Origin of the sequence: Cellulomonas alba, assembly GCF_030362835.1 — a bacterium.
GTDB classification, from domain to species: domain Bacteria; phylum Actinomycetota; class Actinomycetes; order Actinomycetales; family Cellulomonadaceae; genus Cellulomonas; species Cellulomonas alba.
Map to the genome: position 1 here is coordinate 2,712,804 of NZ_JAUCGQ010000001.1, position 23,283 is coordinate 2,736,086.

General features: G+C 74.1%; 22 protein-coding genes and 1 tRNA gene. 10 read left to right on the forward strand and 13 right to left on the reverse strand.

Annotation, left to right across the window (positions count from 1 at the left end):
* Positions 1 to 33: 33 nt before the first annotated feature.
* Positions 34 to 732, forward strand: a complete 699-nt coding sequence (locus QRT04_RS12345) for a vitamin K epoxide reductase family protein (protein ID WP_289455789.1) — start codon at positions 34 to 36, stop codon at positions 730 to 732.
* 75 nt (positions 733 to 807) lie between these two features.
* Here the strand turns inward: QRT04_RS12345 and QRT04_RS12350 are convergent, their stop codons facing one another.
* Positions 808 to 2,529: a DUF885 domain-containing protein gene (locus QRT04_RS12350; RefSeq protein WP_289455581.1), complete on the reverse strand. Its 1,722-nt coding sequence runs from the start codon at positions 2,527 to 2,529 to the stop codon at positions 808 to 810.
* Positions 2,530 to 2,670: 141 nt separating this feature from the next.
* Between QRT04_RS12350 and QRT04_RS12355 the strand changes: the two genes are divergently transcribed.
* Together QRT04_RS12355 and QRT04_RS12360 are read left to right on the forward strand one after the other, a co-directional pair.
* A complete protein-coding gene (locus QRT04_RS12355; RefSeq protein WP_289455582.1) occupies positions 2,671 to 3,207 on the forward strand; it encodes a SigE family RNA polymerase sigma factor in 537 nt (178 codons plus the stop codon).
* Complete coding sequence (locus tag QRT04_RS12360) at positions 3,204 to 4,313, forward strand: hypothetical protein (protein WP_289455583.1); 1,110 nt, start codon at positions 3,204 to 3,206, stop codon at positions 4,311 to 4,313. The genes QRT04_RS12355 and QRT04_RS12360 overlap by 4 nt, the downstream gene beginning before the upstream one ends.
* A gap of 20 nt (positions 4,314 to 4,333) precedes the next feature.
* On the opposite strand, the gene QRT04_RS12365 is transcribed toward QRT04_RS12360, so the two are convergent.
* Genes QRT04_RS12365 through QRT04_RS12375 form a run of 3 tightly spaced genes read right to left on the reverse strand, consistent with a single transcriptional unit; the run spans position 4,334 to position 6,766 of the window.
* Positions 4,334 to 4,552: an acyl-CoA carboxylase epsilon subunit gene (locus QRT04_RS12365; protein ID WP_289455584.1), complete on the reverse strand. Its 219-nt coding sequence runs from the start codon at positions 4,550 to 4,552 to the stop codon at positions 4,334 to 4,336.
* Positions 4,549 to 5,139 (reverse strand): hypothetical protein, encoded by a 591-nt coding sequence (locus tag QRT04_RS12370; RefSeq protein ID WP_289455586.1) that lies wholly within the window; start codon positions 5,137 to 5,139, stop codon positions 4,549 to 4,551. Before QRT04_RS12370 ends, QRT04_RS12365 begins: the two co-directional genes overlap by 4 nt.
* A gap of 10 nt (positions 5,140 to 5,149) precedes the next feature.
* Complete coding sequence (locus QRT04_RS12375) at positions 5,150 to 6,766, reverse strand: acyl-CoA carboxylase subunit beta (RefSeq protein ID WP_289455587.1); 1,617 nt, start codon at positions 6,764 to 6,766, stop codon at positions 5,150 to 5,152.
* Positions 6,767 to 6,976: 210 nt separating this feature from the next.
* On the opposite strand from QRT04_RS12375, the gene QRT04_RS12380 reads away from it, so the two are divergent.
* The 3 genes from QRT04_RS12380 to QRT04_RS12390 all read left to right on the forward strand — a co-directional run bounded on the left by QRT04_RS12380 (position 6,977) and on the right by QRT04_RS12390 (position 10,985).
* A complete protein-coding gene (locus QRT04_RS12380) occupies positions 6,977 to 7,903 on the forward strand; it encodes a biotin--[acetyl-CoA-carboxylase] ligase (RefSeq protein ID WP_289455589.1) in 927 nt (308 codons plus the stop codon).
* 14 nt (positions 7,904 to 7,917) lie between these two features.
* Positions 7,918 to 9,006 carry an adenylate/guanylate cyclase domain-containing protein gene (locus QRT04_RS12385; RefSeq protein ID WP_289455590.1) on the forward strand — a complete coding sequence of 363 codons (1,089 nt, stop codon included), beginning with the start codon at positions 7,918 to 7,920 and terminating at the stop codon, positions 9,004 to 9,006.
* 737 nt (positions 9,007 to 9,743) lie between these two features.
* Positions 9,744 to 10,985, forward strand: a complete 1,242-nt coding sequence (locus QRT04_RS12390; protein ID WP_289455591.1) for an HNH endonuclease — start codon at positions 9,744 to 9,746, stop codon at positions 10,983 to 10,985.
* A gap of 38 nt (positions 10,986 to 11,023) precedes the next feature.
* Here QRT04_RS12390 and QRT04_RS12395 read toward each other — a convergent pair whose 3' ends face one another.
* Complete coding sequence (locus QRT04_RS12395) at positions 11,024 to 11,770, reverse strand: SOS response-associated peptidase (protein ID WP_289455592.1); 747 nt, start codon at positions 11,768 to 11,770, stop codon at positions 11,024 to 11,026.
* 191 nt (positions 11,771 to 11,961) lie between these two features.
* On the opposite strand from QRT04_RS12395, the gene QRT04_RS12400 reads away from it, so the two are divergent.
* Complete coding sequence (locus QRT04_RS12400) at positions 11,962 to 13,485, forward strand: multidrug effflux MFS transporter (protein ID WP_326522467.1); 1,524 nt, start codon at positions 11,962 to 11,964, stop codon at positions 13,483 to 13,485.
* A 9-nt stretch (positions 13,486 to 13,494) separates the two neighbouring features.
* Here the strand turns inward: QRT04_RS12400 and QRT04_RS12405 are convergent, their stop codons facing one another.
* From QRT04_RS12405 to QRT04_RS12425, 5 genes are all read right to left on the reverse strand, one after another.
* The gene (locus QRT04_RS12405; RefSeq protein WP_289455593.1) at positions 13,495 to 14,760 is read right to left on the reverse strand and encodes a pyridoxal phosphate-dependent aminotransferase; all 1,266 of its coding nucleotides are present in this window, start codon (positions 14,758 to 14,760) and stop codon (positions 13,495 to 13,497) included.
* A gap of 47 nt (positions 14,761 to 14,807) precedes the next feature.
* The gene (locus QRT04_RS12410) at positions 14,808 to 14,936 is read right to left on the reverse strand and encodes a molybdopterin oxidoreductase (protein WP_289455594.1); all 129 of its coding nucleotides are present in this window, start codon (positions 14,934 to 14,936) and stop codon (positions 14,808 to 14,810) included.
* A 110-nt stretch (positions 14,937 to 15,046) separates the two neighbouring features.
* Positions 15,047 to 15,571, reverse strand: coding sequence for a hypothetical protein (locus QRT04_RS12415; RefSeq protein WP_289455595.1), 525 nt, complete (start codon positions 15,569 to 15,571; stop codon positions 15,047 to 15,049).
* A 165-nt stretch (positions 15,572 to 15,736) separates the two neighbouring features.
* Positions 15,737 to 18,487: a bifunctional acetaldehyde-CoA/alcohol dehydrogenase gene (adhE, locus tag QRT04_RS12420; RefSeq protein WP_289455596.1), complete on the reverse strand. Its 2,751-nt coding sequence runs from the start codon at positions 18,485 to 18,487 to the stop codon at positions 15,737 to 15,739.
* Between the two features lie 179 nt (positions 18,488 to 18,666).
* On the reverse strand, positions 18,667 to 20,379 hold the full coding sequence (locus QRT04_RS12425; protein WP_289455597.1) for a cation:proton antiporter: 1,713 nt from the start codon (positions 20,377 to 20,379) through the stop codon (positions 18,667 to 18,669).
* Positions 20,380 to 20,553: 174 nt separating this feature from the next.
* Between QRT04_RS12425 and QRT04_RS12430 the strand changes: the two genes are divergently transcribed.
* From QRT04_RS12430 to QRT04_RS12440, 3 genes are all read left to right on the forward strand, one after another.
* Positions 20,554 to 21,132: a DJ-1/PfpI/YhbO family deglycase/protease gene (locus QRT04_RS12430; protein ID WP_289455599.1), complete on the forward strand. Its 579-nt coding sequence runs from the start codon at positions 20,554 to 20,556 to the stop codon at positions 21,130 to 21,132.
* A 98-nt stretch (positions 21,133 to 21,230) separates the two neighbouring features.
* Positions 21,231 to 21,812: a hypothetical protein gene (locus QRT04_RS12435; protein WP_289455601.1), complete on the forward strand. Its 582-nt coding sequence runs from the start codon at positions 21,231 to 21,233 to the stop codon at positions 21,810 to 21,812.
* 112 nt (positions 21,813 to 21,924) lie between these two features.
* Positions 21,925 to 22,083: a hypothetical protein gene (locus QRT04_RS12440; RefSeq protein ID WP_289455602.1), complete on the forward strand. Its 159-nt coding sequence runs from the start codon at positions 21,925 to 21,927 to the stop codon at positions 22,081 to 22,083.
* A 54-nt stretch (positions 22,084 to 22,137) separates the two neighbouring features.
* Here QRT04_RS12440 and QRT04_RS12445 read toward each other — a convergent pair whose 3' ends face one another.
* The 3 genes from QRT04_RS12445 to QRT04_RS12455 form a co-directional block, all read right to left on the reverse strand.
* Positions 22,138 to 22,350, reverse strand: a complete 213-nt coding sequence (locus QRT04_RS12445; RefSeq protein WP_289455604.1) for a hypothetical protein — start codon at positions 22,348 to 22,350, stop codon at positions 22,138 to 22,140.
* A 77-nt stretch (positions 22,351 to 22,427) separates the two neighbouring features.
* Positions 22,428 to 22,503 (reverse strand) — tRNA-Arg (locus QRT04_RS12450).
* A 60-nt stretch (positions 22,504 to 22,563) separates the two neighbouring features.
* Positions 22,564 to 23,214 (reverse strand): FadR/GntR family transcriptional regulator, encoded by a 651-nt coding sequence (locus tag QRT04_RS12455; RefSeq protein ID WP_289455605.1) that lies wholly within the window; start codon positions 23,212 to 23,214, stop codon positions 22,564 to 22,566.
* Between the last annotated feature and the right edge of the window lie 69 nt (positions 23,215 to 23,283).

The following is a 23,283-nucleotide window of genomic DNA, read 5'->3' on the forward strand; positions in this document are numbered from 1 at the left end:
GGTCCCCCAGGCGGAGGAGCAGGAGTGAGCGACATGACGAAGGCGTCCGCACGGCAGGTCGACGACGTCGGCCCGGACGACGTCGACCCGGACGAGCTGCTCGACGAGCTCGACGACGACCCGGACCTCGACCGCCCCGCGACGCCCGAGTGGCGCCGCAGGACCGCGATCGAGATGGCGATCTCGGGCGCGATCGGGCTCATCGCCTCGTTCGTGCTGTCGATCGACTTCGTCAAGCTCGCCGCGAACCCCAAGGCCTCGTTGAGCTGCAGCATCAACGACAAGATCAACTGCGCGACGGTCGCCAAGGACTGGGCCGCGCACCTGCTGGGCGACTACTTCCCGAACGCCTTCCTGGGCATCGCCGCCGAGGCCGTCGTCATCACCGTCGCGGTCGCGATCATCGGCGGCGTCGTCTTCCCGCGCTGGTTCATGCTGACCGCGCAGGCCATCTACACGGTCGGGTTCCTCTTCGCATGGTGGCTGTTCTACGAGTCGTTCTTCCGCATCCACGCGCTGTGCCCGTGGTGCCTGCTGATCACCGTGACGACGACGCTCGTGTGGGCGGGCCTGACGCGCATCAACGTGCGCGACGGCAACCTCTTCCCCGGTCCGCGCGGCGCGGGCATGCGGCGGTTCGTCGCGGCCGGCAACGACTGGTTCGTGACGATCGCGCTCATCGTGGTCCTCGCCGCGATGGTGATGTTCAAGTACGGCTACTCGCTCTTCTGAGCACCCGCTCACGCCACGAGGGCGCGCCCGCCGGTGAGCGGGCGCGCCCTCGTCGTCTGCGGCGCCGGGTACTGCTCAGCCGACGAACGTGCCCTTGAGCACGTCGAGCGGCACGCCGCCCAGCGCGAGCGCGCGGGCGTGGAAGTCGCGCAGCGAGAACTCCTCGCCGCGGGCGCGGGCCGCGGCGGCCGCACCGTCGCGCGTCTCCTCCCAGAGCCGCTGGCCGACCTTGTACGACGGCGCCTGCCCGGGCCAGCCCAGGTAGCGGTTCCACTCGAAGCGGATGAACGCCTCCGGCATGTTGATGTTGGAGCGCAGCAGCTCCCAGCCCTTGTCGGCGTCCCACGTGCCGCCGCCGTACTCGGCGGGGGCCGGCAGGCCGAGGTGCACGCCGATGTCGAACACGACGCGCGCGGCGCGCATCCGCTGCCCGTCGAGCATGCCGAGCCGGTCGCCCGCGTCGTCGAGGAAGCCGAGGTCCGCCATGAGGCGCTCGGCGTACAGCGCCCAGCCCTCGCCGTGGCCCGAGATCCAGCAGGCGAGGCGCCGCCAGGTGTTGAGCGTCGCGCGCTCGAACACGGCCTGGCCGATCTGCAGGTGATGCCCCGGCACGCCCTCGTGGTAGACGGTCGTCTTCTCCCGCCACGTGTTGAACGTCGTCACCTCGGGCGGCACGGACCACCACATGCGGCCCGGGCGGCTGAAGTCGTCGCTCGGACCGGTGTAGTAGATGCCGCCGTTCTGCGTCGGCGCGATGCGGCACTCGAGCGTGCGCAGCGGCTCGGCGATCGCGAAGTGCACGCCGTCGAGCGCGTCGATCGCCGCGTCGGACGTCTCCTGCATCCAGCGGCGCAGCGCGTCGGTGCCCTCGAGGCGGCGGGTGGGGTCCTGGTCGAGCACGGCCACCGCCTGCTCGACGGTCGCGCCCGGACCTGCGATCTGCGCGGCGACGGCCTCCTGCTCGGCGACCACGCGCGCGAGCTCCTCGAGCCCCCACCGGTACGTCTCGTCGAGGTCGACGGTCGCGCCGAGGAACGTCCGCGACAGCAGGCCGTAGCGCTCGCGGCCCACGCCGTCGGCGGCCGGCGCCTGGGGCGCGAGCTCGTCGCGCAGGTAGCTCGCGAGGTTCGCGTACGCCTGGCGCGCGGCGGTCGCGCCGCGCTCGAGCTCGGCACGCACGATCGAGCACGACGACGAGTCGTCGAGCGCGGCGTCGGCCTCCGGCCCCGCGACGAACGACGTGAAGAACGAGGTCTGCGGGTCAGCGAGCTCGTCGGCCTGGCGGATCGCCTCCTCGACCTGGCGGATCGCGGCGACGCGGCCCTGCGACGCCGAGTGGCGCAGCGACTCGACGTAGCCGCCCAGCGCGTCGGGCATCGCGTTCAGCCGCGCGGCGATGTTCGACCAGTGCTCGGGGGTGCCCGTCGGCATGACGTCGAAGACGTCGCGGAGCTGCACCACCGACGCGATGTTGTTGAGCTCGCGCTGCGGCTCGCCGGCCTCCTCGAGCTCGACCTCGAGGCCGAGGCGCTCGCGCATCGCGGCGAGCGTGACGCGGTCGATGTCGTCGACGGGGGTGACGCCGTCGAGCTCCCGGAGCGTCGCGCGGGACAGGTCGGCCCGGGCGGCGTGCCCCGCCGGCGAGAAGTCCGTCATCTCGTGGTCGTGGCCGGCGATGCCCACGCCCGTGGCGGAGACGGGGTCGAGGGTCGCGTACCTGTCGATGTGGGCCTCGGCGATCGCGTCGATCGCCGTCGGGGTGCGCGGAGCGGGGGAGGACTCGTGCGTCGTCGTCACCCGGGAGACCTTACCGGGCAGTAGCAATCACGCACCTGACCAGGACGACCCCAACGTTTCGGCCCCGCTCGTGCGTCTTCACCACGACGATCGTCCAGGGCGCGCAGGGGGCGTCGTGGAGACCGACGCGAAGGGACGGGCATGGCGCAGGACTGGGAACGCCGCGTGGACGAGCTCGTCCGCGACCGCGGCGCCTCGCTCCTCCGCTACGCCGTCCTGCTGACGGGCGACGTCGCGGCGGCCGAGGACCTCGTCCAGGACGCGGTCGTCGCGACGTTCGTCCGACGCGCGTCCGTCCGTGACGCGGCGGCGGCCGAGGCCTACGTCCGGCGGGTGATCCTCACCCGGTTCGTCGACGGCTACCGGCGGGACCGGCGCTGGCGTGGCCTGCACCACCTGCTCGCTCGGCCCGAGGAGCACCCGGGCATCGAGGAGCACGCGGGTGGCCGCGCGGACGTGCTGGCCGCGCTGCGGACGCTCGCGCCCCGGGTCCGCGCGTGCGTCGTGCTGCGGTTCTACGAGGACCTCACCGTGCCGGAGGTCGCCGCACGGCTCGGGCTCTCGCCGGGTGCCGTCAAGAGATACCTGAGCGACGGGCTGCGCGCGCTCCACGTGCAGCTCGGCACGGACGCGGACCCCGGGGACACGCGATGGGTGATCGAGGTGAGCAAGCCATGAGCGACGAGCTTCACGACCTCCTGGCGCGGGCCGCCGACCGTGCGGCGGCGCGCACGACGTGGGACACGTCGGACCTCAAGCGGCGCGTGCGCCGGGGTCGGCGCGTCCGGTCGGCGACGACCGCCGCCGTGGCGGTCGCGGCCGTGGGCGTGCTGGGGACCGCTGTCGGCCTCGGGCCGCACGCACGATCCGGGCCCCCGCTGGTGGGCCCGGGCACCGCGACGCACCCGGTGACCCCGACGGGGTCCTCGCCCTCCCCATCCGTGCCGCCGGCCGGGGACGGTGCGTGCGGTGCGCGCGTGGACGCGCACGCGCTCACGGGCCGGGCCGGCGACGCGGCGGTCGGCGCCGTCGCCGGGGTCGCCGCACCGGGGGCCACCACCGTCGATGTCGTCGTCGCGGGCGCCTCCGTGAGCGGGTCGCACGCGACGACCGCGGCGGGCCCCGGCACGGCCGTCCTGCTGCGGGGCGGGACGGTCGTCGCGCGCGCCGCCACGACCCCGGAAGAGCCCGGGGGCGACGGCGACGCCACCGCGCCGTCGTTCCTCGCCCGCGCCGACCTGCCGGTCGTGTCGTGCGCCGCGGGCGCGGCGCTGCCGGACGGGGACTACGTCCTCGCCGTGGTCCAGCCCGTGCGCGCCGGCGACGCGGTCCGGACCGTGCTCGCGGGAGGCGAGGTCGTGACGGTGACGGGCGGCCGTCCGGCGACGCTCTGCGACGCGGGCCCGCTCACCGTGAACGCGACGGAGGAGCGCTCGACGATGCGGTGGGCGCAGCACGGGATCCCGTTGACGCGCACGCTCGGCGTGCCGGAGCCCGCGCTCCCGGACGGGTTCGCCGCGTCGCCGCGGGTCGTGCTCACGGACGCGTCAGGCCGGGTGATCGCGGTCCAGGCCGGTGTGCCGGGCCTGCGGGTCGTGCGCGGCGAGCAGCCGGTGACCTACGCGACCGCCGTCTTCCCCCACAGCTGCGCAGACGCGGTGGTGCCACCCGGGACGTACCGCGTTCTCGACGTCGTCGACGCGGACCCCTGGGGCTCGGCCGGGACGGTGCGGAGCGTGTCGGAGATCGGCACGGTGACGATCCCGCTGGGGTCCGGGGGCTGAGCGGTGGCGGGGTCGCGGGCTCAGCCGCGCAGGCTCCAGCGCCACGCGTCGGGGCCGGTGCGCCAGCCTGCGGGGCGGACGCCGTGGCGGCGCGCGACCCACGCGGAGCGCTCGGCGGGGCGCTCGACCCACTCGTCACCCGCCGCGGACGACGCCGCGACGAGCCCCGCCACGAGCGCCGCGAGCTCGACGTCGTCGGGCTCGCCGCGGACGACCTGCACGTGCGCCGGGTCGCTCATCGTCCGCCCTCCGGCTCGTCGTCCGTGTCGTCGCCGAGCTCGTCGTCCTCGTCGTCCTCGTCGCCGAAGAGCACCGGGCCGCCGCGCGAGACGCCCCACTCGGCGACCTCGTAGCCCGCGTCGACGAGCTGCTGGGCGATCTCGGCGCCGCTCGCGTCGATCTGGTCGAGGACCCCGTCGAGCGACAGGTCGCTCGTGCCGGTCGGCGGGCCGACGACGAACCCGAGATGGAACGTGTCCGCCTGGATCGCGCTCGGCGGCGCGTCGGCGTCGCCCTCCTCGCCGTCGTCCCACGACATGCCCGTGAGGTCGGCGTGGAGGCCGAGCGTCTCGTGGAGCGTGTCGTAGAGCCGCGCGTTGAGCGCGCCGATCTCGCCTTCGACCGCCAGGATCCGCGGGTCCTCGTCGGCCTCCTCGGAGCCGAACTCGGCGCGCACGCCCACCGCCGTGTCGACGTACGTGTGCAGCGCCGCGGCGAGCATCGCGACCGCGTCGTGCAGCGGGCCGGGGTCGACGCCCGAGAGCGGCTCGGCGCTGTGCGCGCCGTGCGCGTCGTCGTCGTGCTCGTGGAAGTGGGACTCGCTCACAGGGGCTTCCTCACAGCGGGATGTTCCCGTGCTTCTTGGGCGGCAGGCTCGCGCGCTTGGTGCGCAGCAGGCGGAGCGCCTTGGTGATCTCGGCGCGGGTCTGCGAGGGGGCGATCACGGCGTCAACGTAACCACGGTCCGCCGCATCCCACGGGTTGACGATCGCGTCCTCGTACTCGGCCGTGAGCCGCCGGCGCTCGGCCTCGACGTCACCGCCCTCGTCGCCGACCTTCTTGAGCGCGCCGCGCTGGAGGATGTTCACCGCTCCGCCCGCGCCCATCACCGCGATCTGCGCGGTCGGCCACGCGAGGTTGACGTCGGCGCCGAGCTGCTTGCTGCCCATGACGATGTAGGCGCCGCCGTACGCCTTGCGCGTGATGACGGTGACGAGCGGCACGGTCGCCTCGGCGTACGCGTAGATCAGCTTCGCGCCGCGCCGGATGATGCCGTTCCACTCCTGGTCGGTGCCGGGCAGGAAGCCGGGCACGTCGACGAAGGTCAGCACCGGGAGGTTGAACGCGTCGCACGTGCGCACGAAGCGCGCGGCCTTCTCGGCGGCGTTGATGTCGAGCGTGCCCGCCATCTGCTGCGGCTGGTTGGCGATGACGCCGACCGGGTGGCCCTCGACGTGGCCGAAGCCGACGATCACGTTGCCCGCGTAGAGCGCCTGGACCTCGAGCAGCACGCCGTCGTCCAGCACCGCCTCGACCACGGTCCGCATGTCGTACGGCTGCGTGTCGCTGTCCGGCACGAGCGAGTCGAGCGCCTCATCCTCGGCCGTCGGCTCGAGGTCCGCCTCGTGCGGGTAGGTCGGCGGGTCGGTGAGGTTGTTCTGCGGCAGGTAGGCGAGCAGCGACCGGGCGTAGTCGATCGCGTCGTCCTCGTCGGAGGCGAGGTAGTGGGCGACGCCCGAGCGCGTGTTGTGCGTCGTCGCGCCGCCCAGCTCCTCGAAGCCGACGTCCTCGCCCGTCACCGCACGGATGACGTCCGGGCCGGTGATGAACATGTTGGACGTGCCGTCGGCCATGACGATGAAGTCCGTGAGCGCCGGGGAGTACACCGCACCGCCCGCGCTCGGCCCGAGGATGAGGCTGATCTGCGGGACCACGCCGCTCGCGGCGACGTTGCGGCGGAAGATCTCCGCGAACTGCGTCAGGCCCGCGACGCCCTCCTGGATGCGCGCGCCGCCGCCGTCGCTGATGCCCACGAGCGGGACGCCCGTGCGGAGAGCGAGGTCCATGACCTTGGCGATCTTCTGGCCGTGCACCTCGCCGAGGCTGCCGCCGAACACCGTGAAGTCCTGCGAGTAGACGGCGACCGGCCGGCCGTCGACGGTGCCGTGTCCGACGACGACGCCGTCGCCCTCGACGCGGCGCTGGTCGAGGCCGAAGTTCGTCGACCGGTGGCGCACGAGCGCGTCGATCTCGGTGAACGAGCCCGGGTCGAGCAGCGCGTCGATGCGCTCGCGGGCGGTCTTCTTGCTACGCGCGTGCTGCTTCTCGGCGGCGGCCTGCTCGGCGGCCTCGATGCGCTCGCGACGGGTGTCGAGCTCGGCCAGCCGGCCCGCCGTCGTGCGAGGCGCGCCGGGCGCGGGAGCCGGGTTCGCGGTCTGGTCGGTCTGCGTCACCCGTCCGAGGCTAGTTGTCGAAGCCCTCCAGGTTCGTGCAGGGCGATCACGACGAGCGTGCGCCCCGCGTGTCGGGATCCCACAAAGACGCGCGGTCGACGGTCGACGGGAGTCGGACGGCCCGTCGTGGGAGTCGTCGCGGCGCCGCGCGGCCGTCCCGTGGGTAGGTGCACCCCCCGCGGATCGACCGGCGACCCGCATGATGTGCCCATGACCGCTCCCGCCACGCCGCTGCCGCCCACCTCCCGACGTGGGCTGCGTGCCACCGAGCTCGAGGAGCGGCTCGTCGCGCCCGCCGGACCGCTCGCACGGCTCGACGTGGTCGACGAGACGGGGTCGACGAACGAGGACCTCGCCGTGCTCGTCCGCGCCGACCCGGACGCGTGGCCGGACGTGTCGCTGCTGGTCGCGGACCACCAGACGGGCGGCCGGGGCCGGGCGGGGCGCACCTGGACGACGCCCGCGCGCACCGCGGTGACGGGCACGTTCTCGATGCGCGCGCAGCAGACGCCCGTGCACTTCGGGTGGTACCCGCTGCTGGCGGGGCTCGGCGCGGTGCGCGCGCTGCGCGCCGTGTCCGGCGTGCCCGCGGCGCTGAAGTGGCCCAACGACGTGCTGCTGCCGGCGCACGACGAGCTCGACGGCTGGGGCGCGTGGCGCAAGGTCGGGGGGATCCTCTCGGAGGTCGTGTCGGTCGGCGCCGGGCTCGGCTTCGGGCTGAGCGGGACGGACACGCCGCCGCCGGTCGGGAGCGCGGTGCTGATCGGGATCGGCATCAACGTGCTCCAGACGGCCGACGAGCTGCCGGTGCCGAGCGCGACGTCCCTGCTCGAGGCGACGGGGCGCGAGATCGCGCGCGAGGACGTGCTGGCGGCGCTGGTCGACGGGCTCGCGAGCGTGCTCGCCGAGTGGCGGGCCGCGGGCAACGACCCGCTCGCGTCGGCGCTGCCCGCGGAGGTCGCGGCGGCGTGCGCGACGATCGGGTCGCGGGTCTGCGTCGAGCTCCCCGGCGGGACGCGGGTGCAGGGTCTCGCCGAGCGGCTCGGGACCGACGGGTCGCTGGTCGTCGTCGACGAGGCGGGGCAGGCGCACGTCGTGCTCGCCGGTGACGTGCGTCACGTCCGCACGGGTCGGTGACATACCCTCGTCGCGTGCCCGAGGACGGATCGCGTGACGAGCTGGAGGTCGTCGAGTCGACGATCGGGGCGCTCGACGAGGAGCTCCTCGGCGGACCCCGCACGCTCACGGCGCGCGACCTCGCGCAGCGCGCCGGCATCGACCTCGAGATGGTCCGCGTGTTCTGGCGGACCATGGGCCTGCCGCACGCCGACGCAGACGACGCCGTCTACACCGAGCGCGACGCGGAGGCCGTTGACCGCGCCGCGGCGCTGATCCGCGACCACGGGCTCGACCTCGCGACCGTCGTCACCGTGACGCGCGCGCTCGGCCACACGTCGGACCGGCTCGCGCTCTGGCAGGTCGAGGCGCTCGTCGAGGACATGGGCAACCGGTACGAGCTCGACGACGCCACGGCGCGCCTGCTCGTGCTCGACCGGCTCGAGGGCCTCGCCCCGCTGCTCGAGGCGCAGCTCGTGCACTCGTACCGGCGGCAGCTGTCCGCGATCGCGGGGCGGTACGCGGCGGAGTTCGGCGAGCTGCGCGACCCCGGTCCGGACCGGATGGCGCTGCCGCTCGCGCGCGCGGTCGGGTTCGCCGACATGGTGTCGTTCACGCGCCGGACGGCGGGCCTGGGCTCGACGGACCTGTCGCAGTTCGTGCAGCGGTTCGAGACGGCCGCGCGGGACGTGGTCACCGCCGCCGGCGGGCGCGTCGTGAAGACGATCGGCGACGCCGTGCTGTTCGTCGCCGACGACGCGGCGACCGGCGCGCTCGTGGCGCTGGGCCTCGCGGACGCCCTCGGGCACGAGCTCGACGTCGACTCCGCGCGGCGGGCCGGCGGCATCGCCGAGGGCGCTCGCGGCGTCACGCCCGTGCGGGTGGGGTTCGTGTGGGGGCGCGTCCTGTCGCGGTTCGGCGACGTGTTCGGGCCGCACGTGAACCTCGCCGCGCGGCTGACGGACATCGCCGAGCCGAGCACGGTGCTCACCGACCCCGCGACCGCGGACGTGCTGGCGTCCGACACGCGGTTCGTGCTCGAGCGGCGGTCGCCGCGGCGGCTCCAGGGGATCGGGGCGATCGAGCCGGTGCTGCTCCGGGCCGCCGAGGGCGCGGTGGAGTAGGCGCCGGGATCAGGCGCTGGAGCCGCCGCCGGGGATCGGCGCGGGGGGGCAGTGCGGCAGCCGGCGCGGGGATCAGCGCGGCGGCGAACGCGGGGTTCAGCGCAGGGCGGCATGGCTCCTGGCGGGCTCGCCGGCGGAGCCACGCGTCGTGCGGGGAGCAGCCGGCCGGGCGTCGCTGGGGATGTGGACGAAGCCGGACGCATCGAACATTTGTTCGATATACTGGCCGCATGAACCCGGCAGCGCGCTCGAGTGTCGTGGGCGCTGCTTGCGCCGACGCGAGTCTGCTGTCGTCCGCGTCCCCGTCCCCGTCTGACGCCCCGGCCAAGGCGCCGTCGCCGCTCCCTGGAGCGCCGAACGCCGCTGGGACCAACCCGGCGGCGCGGTCGGATGCACCCGTGTCCCTGCACCCCTCGCGTTCGGTCCCCGCTCCGCGCCCGGCGGACGTTGCGCGAGGGTGGCGGGACCAGCTGGGCGGACTGATCGAAGGCGCCGACGGCGGATCGGCCGCGGTCGAGCTCCTCGCCGCACTCGAAGAGCTGAAGGCGGCGGCATGCGCCGCGCAGGCGAGGCTTGCCGTCCGAGTTGACGCCGAGCGTCGTGCCGCCGAGGCGCGCGAGGGCGTTCCGCTCGATCGGCGGGGACGCGGTGTCGCCGTCGAGATCGGGCTCGCGCGGGCCGAGTCGCCGCACCGAGCACGCGCCCTGGTCGGTGCGTCCAAGGCATGGCTCACCGAGATGCCGCACACGTTCGCTGCGCTCGAGACCGGTCACCTCTCGGAGCATCGGGCGCTCCTGCTGGTCCGCGAGACGGCATGCCTGCCCGTGGAGGTCCGAGCCGAGGTCGACCGACTCGTCTGCGGAGACGTCAGCGCCTTGGCCGGCATCGGCACCAAGCGGCTCGTCGCCCTGGCGCGGTCGCATGCCGCGCGGCTCGACCCGGCGTCCCTCGCGGCCCGTGCCCGGCGCGCCGAGACCGAGCGCTCGGTCACGCTGCGGCCGGCGCCCGACACCATGACGTACCTGACCGCGCTGCTTCCCGTGGCGCAGGGAGTTGCCGTGCTCGCCGCGCTCCGTCGCGCCGCGGACTCGGCCCGTGCCGCGGGCGACCCCCGTTCCCGTGGCCAAGTGATGGCCGACACGCTCGTCGAACGGGTGACCGGCCAGCGGGCGGCCGATTCCGTGCCGGTCACCGTGAACCTCGTGATGTCCGACGCGGCGCTGCTCGGCGCGGCCCACGACGGCGCGGTCGTCGACGGTCACGGCTCGGTCCCGGCGCAGGTGGCGCGCAACCTCGTGGCTCACGGTCTCGACGCCGGAGCCGCATGGCTGCGGCGGCTGTACGCCGGTCCCGCGGGCGATCTGCTGGCGACCACCTCGTCCGCTCGCTTCCATGCGCCGGGCCTCGCGGCGCTGCTCCGCGTCCGCGACCAAGGGCTGTGCCGCACTCCCTACTGCGACGCGCCGGCACGCGAGCTCGACCATGTGGTGCCGGCGGCCGACGGCGGCGCGACCGACCTCGAGAACGCGCAGGGTCTCTGCGTCGCCTGCAACCGTGCCAAGCAGGCGCGGGGCTGGCGGCAACGGCCCGACCCGGCGACGCGTGACGGCGTCGGGCGGCACACGGTGCTGACGACGACGCCGACCGGCCACACGTACCGCTCGACGGCGCCGCCGCCACCGTCTCCGCTCGAGCACCCGAGCCGACCGAGCGGCCCGCGTGCCGACGACGGCTCGAGCCCCGGTGCGCCCTTCACGGGCGGCGTGCTGGGGAGCGACGGGTTCGGCGCCGCTTCGCCGCGCCGCCCTCAGGCGGTTCGTCGGCGGTCGGCGGGATCGTCGGTGCACCGCGCCCGCTCGCGTCGTCGCGAGGCGGTCAGGCGGCGCGCCTTCGCCGAGATGGTCGCCGGGCCGTCGCCGGTGGACGCGACGTTCCAGGCGCTCGTCGACGGCCACCGGGGCGCCGACGCCCAGGTGTGAGCGCGGCCCGCCGTAGTGGCGGCAACCGCGGGACGTCCCTACGTGGCTTCGGCGCGAGGCTCGTCGACCGGGTCGATCAGGGCGGGGCCGTTGTTCGCGACGGCGTTGACCGATGTCGAGACCGGCGTCGCGACCAGGGCCGGTGGCTGGTGGCCGAGCAGATCGGCAGCGCCGTCGGCGCCGACGGCGGGGTCGAGCCAGCGTTCCCAGTCCGCGCGGCGGAGCATGAGCGGCTGGCGGTCATGGATGTGCGCCAGCTCGTCGCTCGCCGGCGTCGTCACCACCGTGGCCGTGACGAGCCACCGGTCGGGGTCGTCGTCGGACTTGGTGCGGTCGCGCCAGAACTCGTACAGGCCCGCGAGGGCGACCACGGCGCCGTCCTCGGGGTGGATGTAGAACGGCTGCTTGCGGGGACGCTTGGTGCCCGGCGCCTCGAGCTTCTGCCACTCGTAGTAGCCGTCGGCCGGGAGCAGCGCACGGCGGGCGGCGAACGGCTTGGCGTACGCGCTCGACGTCCCGATCGTCTCCGAGCGCGCGTTGATCATGCGGTTGCCGATCGACGGGTCCTTCGCCCAGCTCGGCACGAGACCCCAGCGCGCGACGCGGAGCTGCCGCGTGATCTCGCCGGTCTCCCGGTCGGCGCGCTCGACGACGATCCGGACGCCGTCCGTGGGCGCGACGTTCCACGAGGGCCCGAGCAGCCGGACGTCGTCGGCGACCGTCGCGATGGCGAACTCGTCCGCGAGCGCCTGGTCCTCCCGGAACGACGCATACCTCCCGCACATGGGGCCAGCCTGCCAGCCGGAGCCGACATGCCGCCGCGGCGCCCCGCGAGCGCGAGCGTCAAGCGTCGGCAACGGCAGGCCCGGGTTTCGGCAGGGGTTTCGTTGTGGCTTTGTCGGGCGACGCCCTCCCTGGTCAAAGGCGGTCGAATCGATTCGCGCGACGGGCGGTCCCGGTGCCACCATGGGACGCGATGACCGCTCCCACAGCCGACCCACCGGCCAACTGCCACGAGCCCGTGCGCATGCCCGCGCACACCTCCGCCATCCCGCAGGCCCGCACCGTCGCGCACGCGCCCGCCGGCGGCTACGGGTCGGGCGCCCGCGGGTCCGCCCACCTCGCCGCGTCGGCGGGTGCGGCGACCGAGACGCTGCCGTCGACGTCCCTCTCGGCCGACGCCGTCGCGAGCGTTCCGTCGGGCGTCGCGGCTCCCGCCCCCGGAGGCGCGAACGCCAGCGCGACCGACGCCGGTACCGGCGCCCCGGCCGACGCCGCCGCCTCGGCGCCCGCCCGCACGTTCCGCCCCAACGCCAAGTACGTCCTGCTGCTCGGCTCGATGTGCGCGCTGCCGGCCATCAGCAACGACATCTACCTCCCGTCGCTGCCGGACGTCGCGCGCGACCTGGGGACGTCGGCGACGGCGGCTCAGCTCACGATGACGGCGCTCATGGTCGGCGGCGCGGCGGGCCAGCTCGTCATCGGGCCCGTGTCCGACCGGTTCGGTCGCCGGCGGCCCGTGATGGTCGGCGTCGCGCTGCACGTGGTGACGTCGATCCTCTGCGCGCTCACGCCGGGCATCTCGGCGCTCATCGCGCTGCGCGTCGTGCAGGGGTTCTTCAACGCGTCGGCGTCCGTCGTGGCGATGGCGGTGATCCGCGACCGGTTCGTCGGGAGCGACGCGTCGCGGCTGATGTCGCGGCTCATGCTCGTCATCGGCGTCGCGCCGCTGTTCGCGCCGTCCATCGGCGGGATGATCGCCGGCGAGGTCGGCTGGCGCGGCACCTTCGGCGCGCTCGCGCTGTTCGGCGTCGGCCTCTGGGTGGTCGTCTGGCGCAAGCTCCCGGAGACGCTGCCGCGCCGTCGGCGCCGCGAGGGCGGGCTGCGCACGGCGATGTCGGGCTACCGCCGCCTCGCCGCCGACCGGCACTTCGTCGCGCTCGCGATGCTGCCGGGCCTCGGCAACGCGGTGCTGATGAGCTACGTCGTCGGCTCGCCGTTCGTGCTGCAGGAGGGCTACGGGCTCAGCGCGCACCAGTTCGCGCTGCTGTTCGCGCTCAACGGCATCGGCCTGGTCGGCGGCGCCCAGGTCAACGCGGCGCTCGTGCGCCGGTTCGCGCCGATCCGCATCGTGCGGGTCGCGCTGCCGCTGTCGCTCACGGCGTGCCTCGGCCTGCTCACGATCGCGCTGACCGGCGCGGGCGGGCTGCCGGTGCTGCTGATCGGCCTGTGGCTCGTGCTCGCGATGGTCAACCTCGTGCCGCCGAACGCGTCGGCGCTCGCGCTGTCGCGCCACGGCGAGATCGCCGGGACCGCGGCGGCGCTCATCGGTGCGATCCAGATCGGCGTCTCGGCGCTGATCAGCCCGCTGTCGAGCCTGCTCGGCGGTGACGCCGTCGCGATGGCCGGCGTCATGGTGGGCGCGCAGGTCGCGGCACTGCTGGTGCTGGCGCTCGCGACGCCCGCGTTCCGCCGCCGCGGGGCCTGGGTCGCGGCCTGACGCCGGGCCTCAGCGCCGTGCGGCCCAGGCGTGCAGCCGGTCGACGGCCTCGACGAGCACGTCCTCGCGCTTGACGAACGTGAACCGCACCCACGACCGCAGCGCGCCGTCGACGTCCGAGCCCGGCCGCGTGAACGCCGACACGGGAACCCCGACGACGCCCGCGAGCCCGGGCAGCGCGTGGCACAGCTCCGCCCCGTCCGCGAACCCGAGCGGTGCGGCGTCCGCGAGCACGAAGTAGGTGCCGTCGGGCCGCGCGACGGCGAACCCCGCGTCCGCGAGCCCGGCGCAGAGCAGGTCGCGCCGCTCGGCGAGGGACGCCGCGAGCTCGTCGACCCACGCCGCGACGCCCGGGTCGGTCAGCGCGAACGCGACCGCGGGCTGCAGCGGCGCCGCCGACACGTACGTGAGGAACTGCTTGACGGTCCGCACGGCGACGACGAGCTCCGCGGGACCGGTGACCCAGCCGACCTTCCACCCCGTGAACGAGAACGTCTTGCCCGCCGACGAGATCGTCAGCGTGCGCCCCGCCATCCCGGGGAGCGTCGCGACGGGCACGTGCTCCGGTCGGGACCCGTCGGCGCGCGCGAGCGTCAGGTGCTCGTAGACCTCGTCGGTGACGACGACGGCGTCGTGCCGGACGGCGAGCCGCGCGATCGCCTCGAGCTCGGAGCGGGTCAGCACCGCGCCCGTCGGGTTGTGCGGCGTGTTGACGAGCACGACGCGCGTCCGGTCGGTGAACGCCGACTCGAGCGCGTCGAGGTCCAGCCGGAACCCGTCGGACGTCGCGACCAGCGGCGCGGTCGTGTGCCGCGCGCCGGCCATGGCGATCACCGCGGCGTACGAGTCGTAGAACGGCTCGAGCGTCAGCACCTCGTCGCCCGGGCCGGCCAGCGCGAGCACCGCGGCCGCGATCGCCTCGGTCGCTCCCGCGGTGACGAGCACCTCGGTGTCGGCGTCGACGTCGAGCCCGTAGTGGCGCGCCTGATGGGCCGCCACCGCCGCGCGGAGCTCCGGGATCCCGGGCCCCGGCGGGTACTGGTTGGCGCCCGAGGCGAGCGCGTGGGCGGCGGCCGCGAGCACCGACGCCGGCCCGTCGACGTCGGGGAAGCCCTGGCCGAGGTTGACGGCGCCGGTCCGCGTCGCGAGCGCGGACATCTCCGCGAAGATGGTGGCGCGCACCGTGCCGTCGCCGGCCAGCAGCCCGGTGGCCGCGGCGACCTCGCGCCAGCGCGGCTCGGCGGGGGAGTGCTCGGGCAGGTGGCGGGCCGTCATGCCGCGAGGATAGGCGCGCGCCGACGCGCGCCCGGGGGCGCTGCGCGTCAGGCGCCGAAGCCCGAGGCGGCCATCAGCCCGACGGCCACCAGGACGGCGATCGACGCCCACGCGCACACGACCCACCACTCGGTGTGGTGGCGCCGCAGCTCGCGGTTCGCCTGACGATCGGCCATACCTAGAAGATCGGCAGCGCACGGCGCACGGACAACGAGCCGCGCCGAACACCCGGGAATTCACCCTTGCGGGCGAACCGTGCCGCACGGCCGCCGGGACGGCCCGCGCGTCAGGACTGCGCGGACTGCAGGTCGTCGCTGAGCTGCTGCAGCCCCTGCGCGAGCTTGTCGAGCGCTGAGGCCGCGGCACCCGACGCGGTGGTCGCCGCGTCGCTGACCTTCTGCTTGGCGGTGTCGACCTTCGCGCGCGCTGCCGCCAGGTCGTCCTTCGCGCCCTGCGCGTTCGACTTCGCCTCGTCCAGCGCGGACTGCGCCTGCGTCGCCGCGGCCTTCGCGTCGCTCACGGCCTGCGCCGCGTTCGCCTGCGCGCTCGCGGACAGCGACGAGAGCTGGTTCTGCGCGTCGTCCGCCTTGCTCTGGACGTCCGAGAGCTTCGCCTTCGCCTCGTCGAGCGCGGCCTTGGCGTTCGCCGCCGCCGAGCTCGCCGCCGCGGCCACGGAGCTCGCCTTCGACTTGGCGTCCTGCACGTCGGACGACGAGCAGCCGGTGAGCGCCAGGCCGCCGGCGACCGCGAGGGCGCCGAGCGCGAGCACGCGACGGGAGGGGCGACGGAAGGAGGCGCGCGTCTGGACCATGCCCCCCATCGTCGCGGACGAGGCGGACCCGGGCGACCCGGCGACCGGGCCCGGACAGGCCGACGCCCCGTCCGGCTGAGCACCAGGCCAGGACGGGGCGTCGGTTGCGAGCAGCGGCGGCGGCCTCGTGGGGGAGGGCCCGGACCGCACCGCCTCAGGAGGCGGTCAGTCCTCCGGCTGCTCGCTGCGGCGGGAACGGACGTCCTCCAGCGACGTGCCGTAGTAGGCCGCGGTCATCAGGTCCTTCATGTCGTCGATCATCGGCATGCGCGGGTTCGCAGGCGCGCACTGGTCCTCGTAGGCGCCCATCGCGACCTCGTCGAGGCGCGCGATGAACTCCTGCTCCGACACGCCCTGCGCCTGGAACGACGACGGGATGCCGACCTTCGAGCGCAGCGCCTCGACGGCGAGCGCGTACGACTCGACGCCCTCCTGCGGGGTCGAGGCCGGCAGGCCGAGCATCTGCGCGATCTGCTGGAACCGCTCGGGGGCGACGTAGTGCTCGTACTTCGGCCAGCTCGTGAGCTTGGTCGGGACGGTGCCGTTGTAGCGGATCACGTGCGGGAGCAGCGTGGCGTTCGTCCGGCCGTGCACCAGGTGGTACGTCGAGCCGACGACGTGCGCCATCGCGTGCACGATGCCGAGGAACGCGTTGCCGAAGCTCATCCCCGCGATCGTCCCGGCGTTGTGCATCTTCTCCCGCGCGTCCTTGGTCGCCGGGTCGTTCGGGTCGCCGTTCACCGACTGCGCGAGGTTGTCGAAGATCAGGCGGATCGCCTGCAGCGCCATGCCGTCGGTGAAGTCGTTGGCGTACACCGAGACGAACGCCTCGGTCGCGTGCGTCAGCGCGTCGAAGCCCGAGTCCGCGGCCAGCGAGGCCGGCATCTTGGACGTCAGGACGGGGTCGATGATCGCGACGCTCGGGGTCAGCGCGTAGTCGGCCAGCGGGTACTTCTTGCCCGCGTCCGGGTCGCTGATGACGGCGAACGGCGTGACCTCGGCGCCCGTGCCCGACGTGGTCGGGATGCAGACGAGCTGCGCGAGCTCGCCGAGCACCGGGAACTTGAACGCACGCTTGCGCACGTCGAAGAACTTCTGCTTGAGGTCCGAGAAGTTGATCTCGGGGTGCTCGTACAGGAGCCACATGACCTTCGCGGCGTCCATCGGCGAGCCACCGCCGAGCGCGATGATCGTGTCGGGCCGGAAGTGGCGCATCTGCGCGGCGCCGGCCTGGACCGTGCGGACCGACGGCTCGGGCTCGACCTGGTCGATGATCTGCAGCGCCACGTTGTTCGAGCGGCGGCGCAGGACGTCGATGACCTTGTCGACGAAGCCGAGGGTCGTCATGGTCGCGTCCGTGACGATCGTGACGCGCTCGACGTCCGCCATGTCGGACAGGTAGCGGATCGCGTTCGGCTCGAAGTACGTCTTCGCCGGGACCTTGAACCACTGCAGGTTGTTGTTGCGTCGACCGACGCGCTTGACGTTGATGAGGTTCACCGCCGAGACGTTGTTGGACACCGAGTTGTGCCCGTACGACCCGCAGCCGAGCGTCAGCGACGGGATGAACGCGTTGTAGATGTCGCCGATCCCGCCGAGCGAGCTCGGGGCGTTCTCGATGATCCGGACGGCCTTGACGCGGCTGCCGAACTCCTGGGTCAGCGCGTGGTCGCGCGTGTGGATCGCGGCGCTGTGGCCCAGGCCGTCGAACTCGACCATCTGATCGGCGAGCGCGATGCCCTGCTCGGTCGTCGCGGCGTGCAGCACCGCGAGCACCGGCGCGAGCTTCTCGCGCGTCAGCGGCTCGTGCGGGCCGACGCCCGACACCTCGGCGAGGATGATCGACGTGTCCGCCGGGACCGTGAAGCCGGCCTTCTCGGCGATCCACTGCGGGCTCTGGCCGACGACGGTCGGGTTGAGCTTCGCGTCGGCGCAGTTCGAGCCCTGCGCGTCGACGCCGAAGATGAACTGCTCGAGCATCGCCTTCTCCGCCGGCGAGGCGAGGTAGGCGTGCAGGTGCGTGAACTCGGCGAGGGCCTCGTCGTAGATGACGTCGTCGATGATGACGGCCTGCTCCGACGCGCAGATCATGCCGTTGTCGAACGCCTTCGAGAGCACGACGTCGTTGACTGCGCGCTTCAGCTTGGCGCTCTTCTCGATGTAGGCCGGGACGTTGCCGGCACCGACGCCGAGCGCCGGCTTGCCGCACGAGTAGGCCGCGCGGACCATGCCGTTGCCGCCGGTCGCGAGGATCGTGGCGACGCCCGGGTGGTTCATCAGCGCGTTCGTCGCGCCGATCGAGGGCACCTCGATCCACTGGATGCAGTGCTCGGGCGCACCCGCCGCGACGGCCGCGTCACGCACGACCTTGGCCGCGGCGACCGACGACTTCTGAGCGTTCGGGTGGAACGCGAAGACGATCGGGTTGCGCGTCTTGAGCGCGATGAGGCTCTTGAAGATCGCGGTCGACGTCGGGTTCGTCACCGGCGTGATGCCCGCGACGACGCCGACGGGCTCGGCGATCTCGGTGATGCCGCGGATCTCGTCGACCCCGATGACGCCGACCGTCTTGAGGTCCGCCATCGAGTTCGTCACGTGCTCGCACGCGAAGATGTTCTTGACGGCCTTGTCCTCGAAGACGCCGCGGCCGGTCTCCTCGACGGCCAGCTTGGCGAGCACGCCGTGCTGGTCGAGCGCCGCGACGGCGCCCTTCTTGACGAAGCGGTCGACGTCCTCCTGCGTCATCGACTGGTACTCGGCGAGCGCCTTCGAGGCGTTCTCGACGAGCTGGTCGACGGCGGTGGCGATCTCGGCCTCGGTCTGCGCGGGGGCCTTCGCGGGCGCGACGGCGACGGCGGCCGCGGCGTCGGCGGCGGGCTTGCGGGTCTTGCGGGGCGTGCTCTCGGTGGTGGTCACCGTGTGTCTCCCAGGGTTGCGAGGTGAACGGACCGGGTCGGCTGGAGCGCCATCGGTCCGCTGGGAAAGACGCTATTGAGCCGGGTCCTGGGATGATTGGGGCCAAGGTCCTGACTTGCGGGAACACCGCTCGCGGGCGCGTTCCGGCGCTCCGGCCGAGGGACCTTCGGCCCCTCGCGTCAGTCCGCGGCGCGCTGGAGCCAGGACGACGAGAGCGACTCGTCCTCGAGGTCGAGCTCGCGCATCATGCGCCGCATCACGGCCTCGTCGAGGTCGCCCGCGTCGCGGTGCTGCATGAGCACCTCGCGCTGCGCGGCCACGATCTCGCGGCGCAGCCGCAGCCGGCGCCGGCCCTCCTCGACCGTCGGGAGCGAGCCGGTCGCCGGGCGGCCCTCGACGCCGAGCCCGCGGTGGCTCTCGGCGACGTCGACGTGGTCCGGCAGGATGTCCTCGGCCTGCTCGGGCGCGAGGATGACGGCCGCCGCGGCGGCGCGGCCGCGCCACATGGCGGACAGCCGCTCGATGGTCGAGTCGGCGCGTTCGGAGCCCATGAGCCGCGTCCACTCGGGGCGCTGCTTCTCGAGCACGCGCTGCACCGCGTCGGCAGTCGCGACGCGCATCGCCGCCTCCTGCGCCGCGTCGGCCGCCTCCTCCTGGCCCGAGCCGACCCCGAGGCGCGTGATGACCCACGGCAGCGACAGCCCCTGCAGCAGCAGCGTGCCGATCGCGACCGTGTACGCCACGAGCTGCAGCGTCGCGCGCTCCGGGAACGGTGCGCCGTTCGCTGTCGCCGGGATCGCCGCGGCCGCCGCGAGCGTGACGACGCCGCGCATGCCCGCCCACGAGACGACGGCCTGCTCGCGGGCCGACAGCCGGTCCGCGACGCTCCGGTGGCTGCCGCGCAGGCGCAGGTTGTCGTACCAGCTCGTGCCGAACACGTAGAGCGGGCGCACCAGCAGCGCGACGAGGAGCACCACGAGCGACAGCTCGACACCGTGCCGCAGCCCCTCGTGCGAGTCGATGACGTCGCGCACGACCCACGGCAGCTGGACGCCGATCAGCGCGAACGTGAACGACTCGAGCAGCAGGTCGAGCGTCGACCAGATCGGCTCCTCGAACAGCCGCGTGGCGTAGCCGGCGCGCGGCGCGGTGTGGCCGAGGTAGAGCCCGGCCGTGACGACCGCGAGCACCCCGGAGCCGCGCACGTGCTCCGCGACCCAGTACGCCGCGAACGGCGTCAGCAGCCCGATCGCCGACGCGACCACCGGGTCGTCGACCCGCATGCGCCCGGCGTGCACGACCCAGCCGAGCACGAGCCCGACCGCGACGCCGACCACCACCGCGAGCCCGAACGTCGTCAGCCCCTCGCCGAGCGCCCAGCCCCCCGTCGCGGCGCCCGCGAGCGCGACCTTGTACAGCGTCAGCGATGTCGCGTCGTTGATGAGGCTCTCGCCCGAGAGCACGGTCATCACGCGGCGAGGCAGCCCCAGACGACGGCCCACCGCGGTCGCGGCGACCGCGTCCGGGGGGGCCACGACCGCGCCGAGCACGAGCGCGACCGCGAACGGCGCCTTCGGCTCGAGCCACCAGAACACGAGCGCGACGGCGGTGGCGCTGACGAGCACGAGCCCGACGCCGAGCCGCGTGATCGAGTTCAGCGACGCGCGGAAGTCGCGGTAGGAGCTCTGCAGCGCGGCCGAGTACAGCAGCGGTGGCAGCACGAGCTCGAGCAGCAGCTCGGAGTCGATCTCGTAGCGCGGCACGAACGGCAGGAACGAGACGGCGAGCGCCACGCCCGTGACGACGAGCGGCGACGACCACCCGCGCTGCCGGCAGACCGCCGCGACGAGTACCGCGCCGGCCACGAGCACGAAGATCTCGACCTGGTGCACGGGCCTCCCGGTACGACCGCTGCGGTGCCTCGCTCGCAACGTAAGGACCGCGGGCACCTGCCGCAACACCGGGTGCCCGCGCGGTCTCGCGGGTGTCGTGCCTACGGTGGTCGGGCGCTGAGGCACCCGGCGCGACCCGACGGAGCGCGGCCGTCGCCGCGCACGGAGGCAACCATGGCTGACGCACCCCTCACCGGTCGCCGCGTTCTCGCGGTCGTGACGAACTACGGCGTCGAGCAGGACGAGCTCGTCGTCCCGGTCGAGCACCTGCGCGACGAGGGCGTCGACGTGACGATCGCGGCCGTCGAGGCCGCGCCCGTCCAGACGCTCGTCGGCGACAAGGATCCGGGCCGCACGGTCCGGCCCGACCGGACCCTCGCCGAGGTCGCAGCCGCCGAGTTCGACGCGCTGCTCGTCCCCGGCGGCACGATCAACGCCGACACGCTGCGGCGCGACGAGAACGCCGTCGCGATCGCGCGCGCCTTCGCCGCGGCGGGCCGGCCGGTGGCCGCGATCTGCCACGGGCCGTGGCTGCTCGTCGAGGCGGGCGTGCTGGGCGGCGTGACGCTCACGTCGTACCCGTCGCTCCAGACCGACATCCGCAACGCCGGCGCCGCCGAGTGGCGCGACGCCGAGGTCGTGACGGACGACGCCGGCGGGTTCCCGCTGGTCACGTCGCGCAACCCCGGCGACCTGCCGGCCTTCACCGCGGCGCTCGACCGGGTGCTCAGCGCACAGGTCGTCCGCAGCTGAGCGAACCGCTCCCGGGGCAGCCGCGCAGCCACTACCATCCGGGTGCCCGGTCACCCGCCGGTGCGCAGTCGGCACCACACGGTGACAGGGAGCGAACGATGAGCGACGCCTACGGCCAGCAGAACCAGCCCGCGACGACCCCGGGCTGGCCGCCCGCGGCCGGCCCGGGGGCCCCCTCGGCGCCGGAGTACCCGGCGACCCCCGGCTACCCGGCCAACCCGGGCCAGCCCGGGCCGGGCGAGGGCTTCTCCGCGGCACCGGCGCCGTACGCGGGCTACCCGCAGACCGGGGCGCCGGTCGGGTACGCGCAGCCGGGCGAGGTCGCCGCCTACCCGCAGCCGGGCCAGTACCCCGCGTACCCGCAGCCGGGCCAATACCCCGCGTACCCGCAGCCCGGCGCCTACGCTCCCGGAGCGCAGCCGTTCCTGGGCGAGAAGCCGAAGAACGGGCTTGCGACGGGGGCGCTCGTCGCCGGCATCGCGGTCGTCGTCATCCTCGCGTGGTTCGGCTTCGCGATCGCCTCGGCGCTCGCCATCTTCCTCAGCGTCCGCGCGATCAAGCGCGCCAACGAGATCAAGCGCAGCGGCTACCCGCAGGCCGTGGGCATGACGCGCGCGCTGATCGGCCTCGCGTTCTCCGCGATCGGGCTCATCTTCTACGTCCTGTCGTTCACGGCCTGAGGGCCGGACGGGGGAACCCGGGACCAAGGTCGTTGCCGGGCGTCGTCGGCGGCGAGCAGAGTCGCCGGTGCGGCCACGAGCCGCGACCACGGACTCAATGAGGAGACCCCCCATGGACCCCGACATCGTCGTCGCCGTCTACCGCTCGCAGGAGCGACTGCTCGAGGCGCGGCTGGAGCACCGTCGCACCCGGCTCGCCCGTGCCGCGCAGGTGCGGCCCGAGCGCCGCCGGCAGGTGCACGTGCGGCGCGCGGGGGTCAGCCGCCGCTAGAGGCCGAGCGGAACGTACTCGAGCCGACGGACGGGGTCCGTCGGCGCCGGCTCGTCAGCCCAGGAAACCGCCGGGACCGCCGCCCTGCATGCCCATGCGAATCCGGGTCTCGTTCTTCACGCCTTCGGAGCGCCGCTCCTGCTCGGCGACCGCCCGCGCGGCATGCGCCTGCTTCTCGCGCTGACGGCGGCTCTCCTCGTCGTCGAGGACGAGCCCACGCCGGGTCAGCGAACCGACGGCCTTGCGCAGAGCTCCACGGATCGTCATGGCTCACACTCTGGCCCGAGGCCCGGCGTCCGTCCATCGCCGCGCCGGGTGGGACGGGGTCGCGTGAGGGGTCCTGCTGGTGCCCGCGAAAGGACTCGAACCTTCGACCTTCTGCTCCGGAGGCAGACGCTCTATCCACTGAGCTACGCGGGCGCGGTCCCCGAGACTACCAGCCATGACGCGGCCGGTCGGACCGGACCTCTGCCCGGGCGCTCACTCGCGGAGCACGCCCGCGAGGTAGTCGGCGGTCTCCGCGACGGCGCGGTCCTCGTCACCCGCGACGATCGCCTCGACGAGCCCGTCGTGCGTGTCGTGCGCCTGCGTGTCGGTGACGAAGTTGAACCGGATGTTCTCGCCGACGGCGTCGATCAGGTTCTCGTACAGCGTCACGAGCACGGGGTTGCCGGCGGTGCGGACGATCGTGCGGTGCAGCGCCAGGTCGGTCGCCACCATGCGGTCGAGGTCGCCCGCCGCGTAGGCCTCGGCGCGCTCGTCGCGCACGTCGATCAGCGCGGACGCGTCGGTCGCGGTGCGGCGGCGGGCCGCGAGCCGGGCGGCCTCGACCTCGAGCGCGCGGCGCACCTCGACGACGTCGCGCTGCCGCGCGTCCGCGATCTGCCGGCCCATCGTCACCGCGAGCTCGGACGTCGAGAGCACGTAGGTGCCCGAGCCCTGCCGCCGTGCCAGGAGGCCGGCGTGGACGAGGGACTGGACCGCCTCGCGGACGGTGTTCCGCCCGACGCCGAGCAGGTCGACGAGGGCGGGTTCGGGGGGGATGCGGCTGCCGACGGGCCACTCGCCCGAGGCGATGCGGCTGCGCAGCTCGTCGACCGCGTTGTCGATGAGACCGGTACGACGCGTCATCTAGGCTCGCGTTCCAGGCATGCGGAGCAGTCAACACCGCGGGTCGAGGCGCCGCCAGACCCCGGATCG

Coding starts and splice junctions, on each gene's coding strand:
- QRT04_RS12345 (WP_289455789.1), top strand. CDS start 34: ATGACGAAGGCGTCCGCACGGCAGGTCGACGACGTCGGCCCGGACGAC.
- QRT04_RS12355 (WP_289455582.1), top strand. CDS start 2,671: ATGGCGCAGGACTGGGAACGCCGCGTGGACGAGCTCGTCCGCGACCGC.
- QRT04_RS12360 (WP_289455583.1), top strand. CDS start 3,204: ATGAGCGACGAGCTTCACGACCTCCTGGCGCGGGCCGCCGACCGTGCG.
- QRT04_RS12365 (WP_289455584.1), bottom strand. CDS start 4,552: ATGAGCGACCCGGCGCACGTGCAGGTCGTCCGCGGCGAGCCCGACGAC.
- QRT04_RS12380 (WP_289455589.1), top strand. CDS start 6,977: ATGACCGCTCCCGCCACGCCGCTGCCGCCCACCTCCCGACGTGGGCTG.
- QRT04_RS12390 (WP_289455591.1), top strand. CDS start 9,744: ATGCCGCACACGTTCGCTGCGCTCGAGACCGGTCACCTCTCGGAGCAT.
- QRT04_RS12395 (WP_289455592.1), bottom strand. CDS start 11,770: ATGTGCGGGAGGTATGCGTCGTTCCGGGAGGACCAGGCGCTCGCGGAC.
- QRT04_RS12400 (WP_326522467.1), top strand. CDS start 11,962: ATGACCGCTCCCACAGCCGACCCACCGGCCAACTGCCACGAGCCCGTG.
- QRT04_RS12405 (WP_289455593.1), bottom strand. CDS start 14,760: ATGACGGCCCGCCACCTGCCCGAGCACTCCCCCGCCGAGCCGCGCTGG.
- QRT04_RS12410 (WP_289455594.1), bottom strand. CDS start 14,936: ATGGCCGATCGTCAGGCGAACCGCGAGCTGCGGCGCCACCACACCGAG.
- QRT04_RS12415 (WP_289455595.1), bottom strand. CDS start 15,571: ATGGTCCAGACGCGCGCCTCCTTCCGTCGCCCCTCCCGTCGCGTGCTC.
- QRT04_RS12430 (WP_289455599.1), top strand. CDS start 20,554: ATGGCTGACGCACCCCTCACCGGTCGCCGCGTTCTCGCGGTCGTGACG.
- QRT04_RS12435 (WP_289455601.1), top strand. CDS start 21,231: ATGAGCGACGCCTACGGCCAGCAGAACCAGCCCGCGACGACCCCGGGC.
- QRT04_RS12440 (WP_289455602.1), top strand. CDS start 21,925: ATGGACCCCGACATCGTCGTCGCCGTCTACCGCTCGCAGGAGCGACTG.
- QRT04_RS12445 (WP_289455604.1), bottom strand. CDS start 22,350: ATGACGATCCGTGGAGCTCTGCGCAAGGCCGTCGGTTCGCTGACCCGG.
- QRT04_RS12455 (WP_289455605.1), bottom strand. CDS start 23,214: ATGACGCGTCGTACCGGTCTCATCGACAACGCGGTCGACGAGCTGCGC.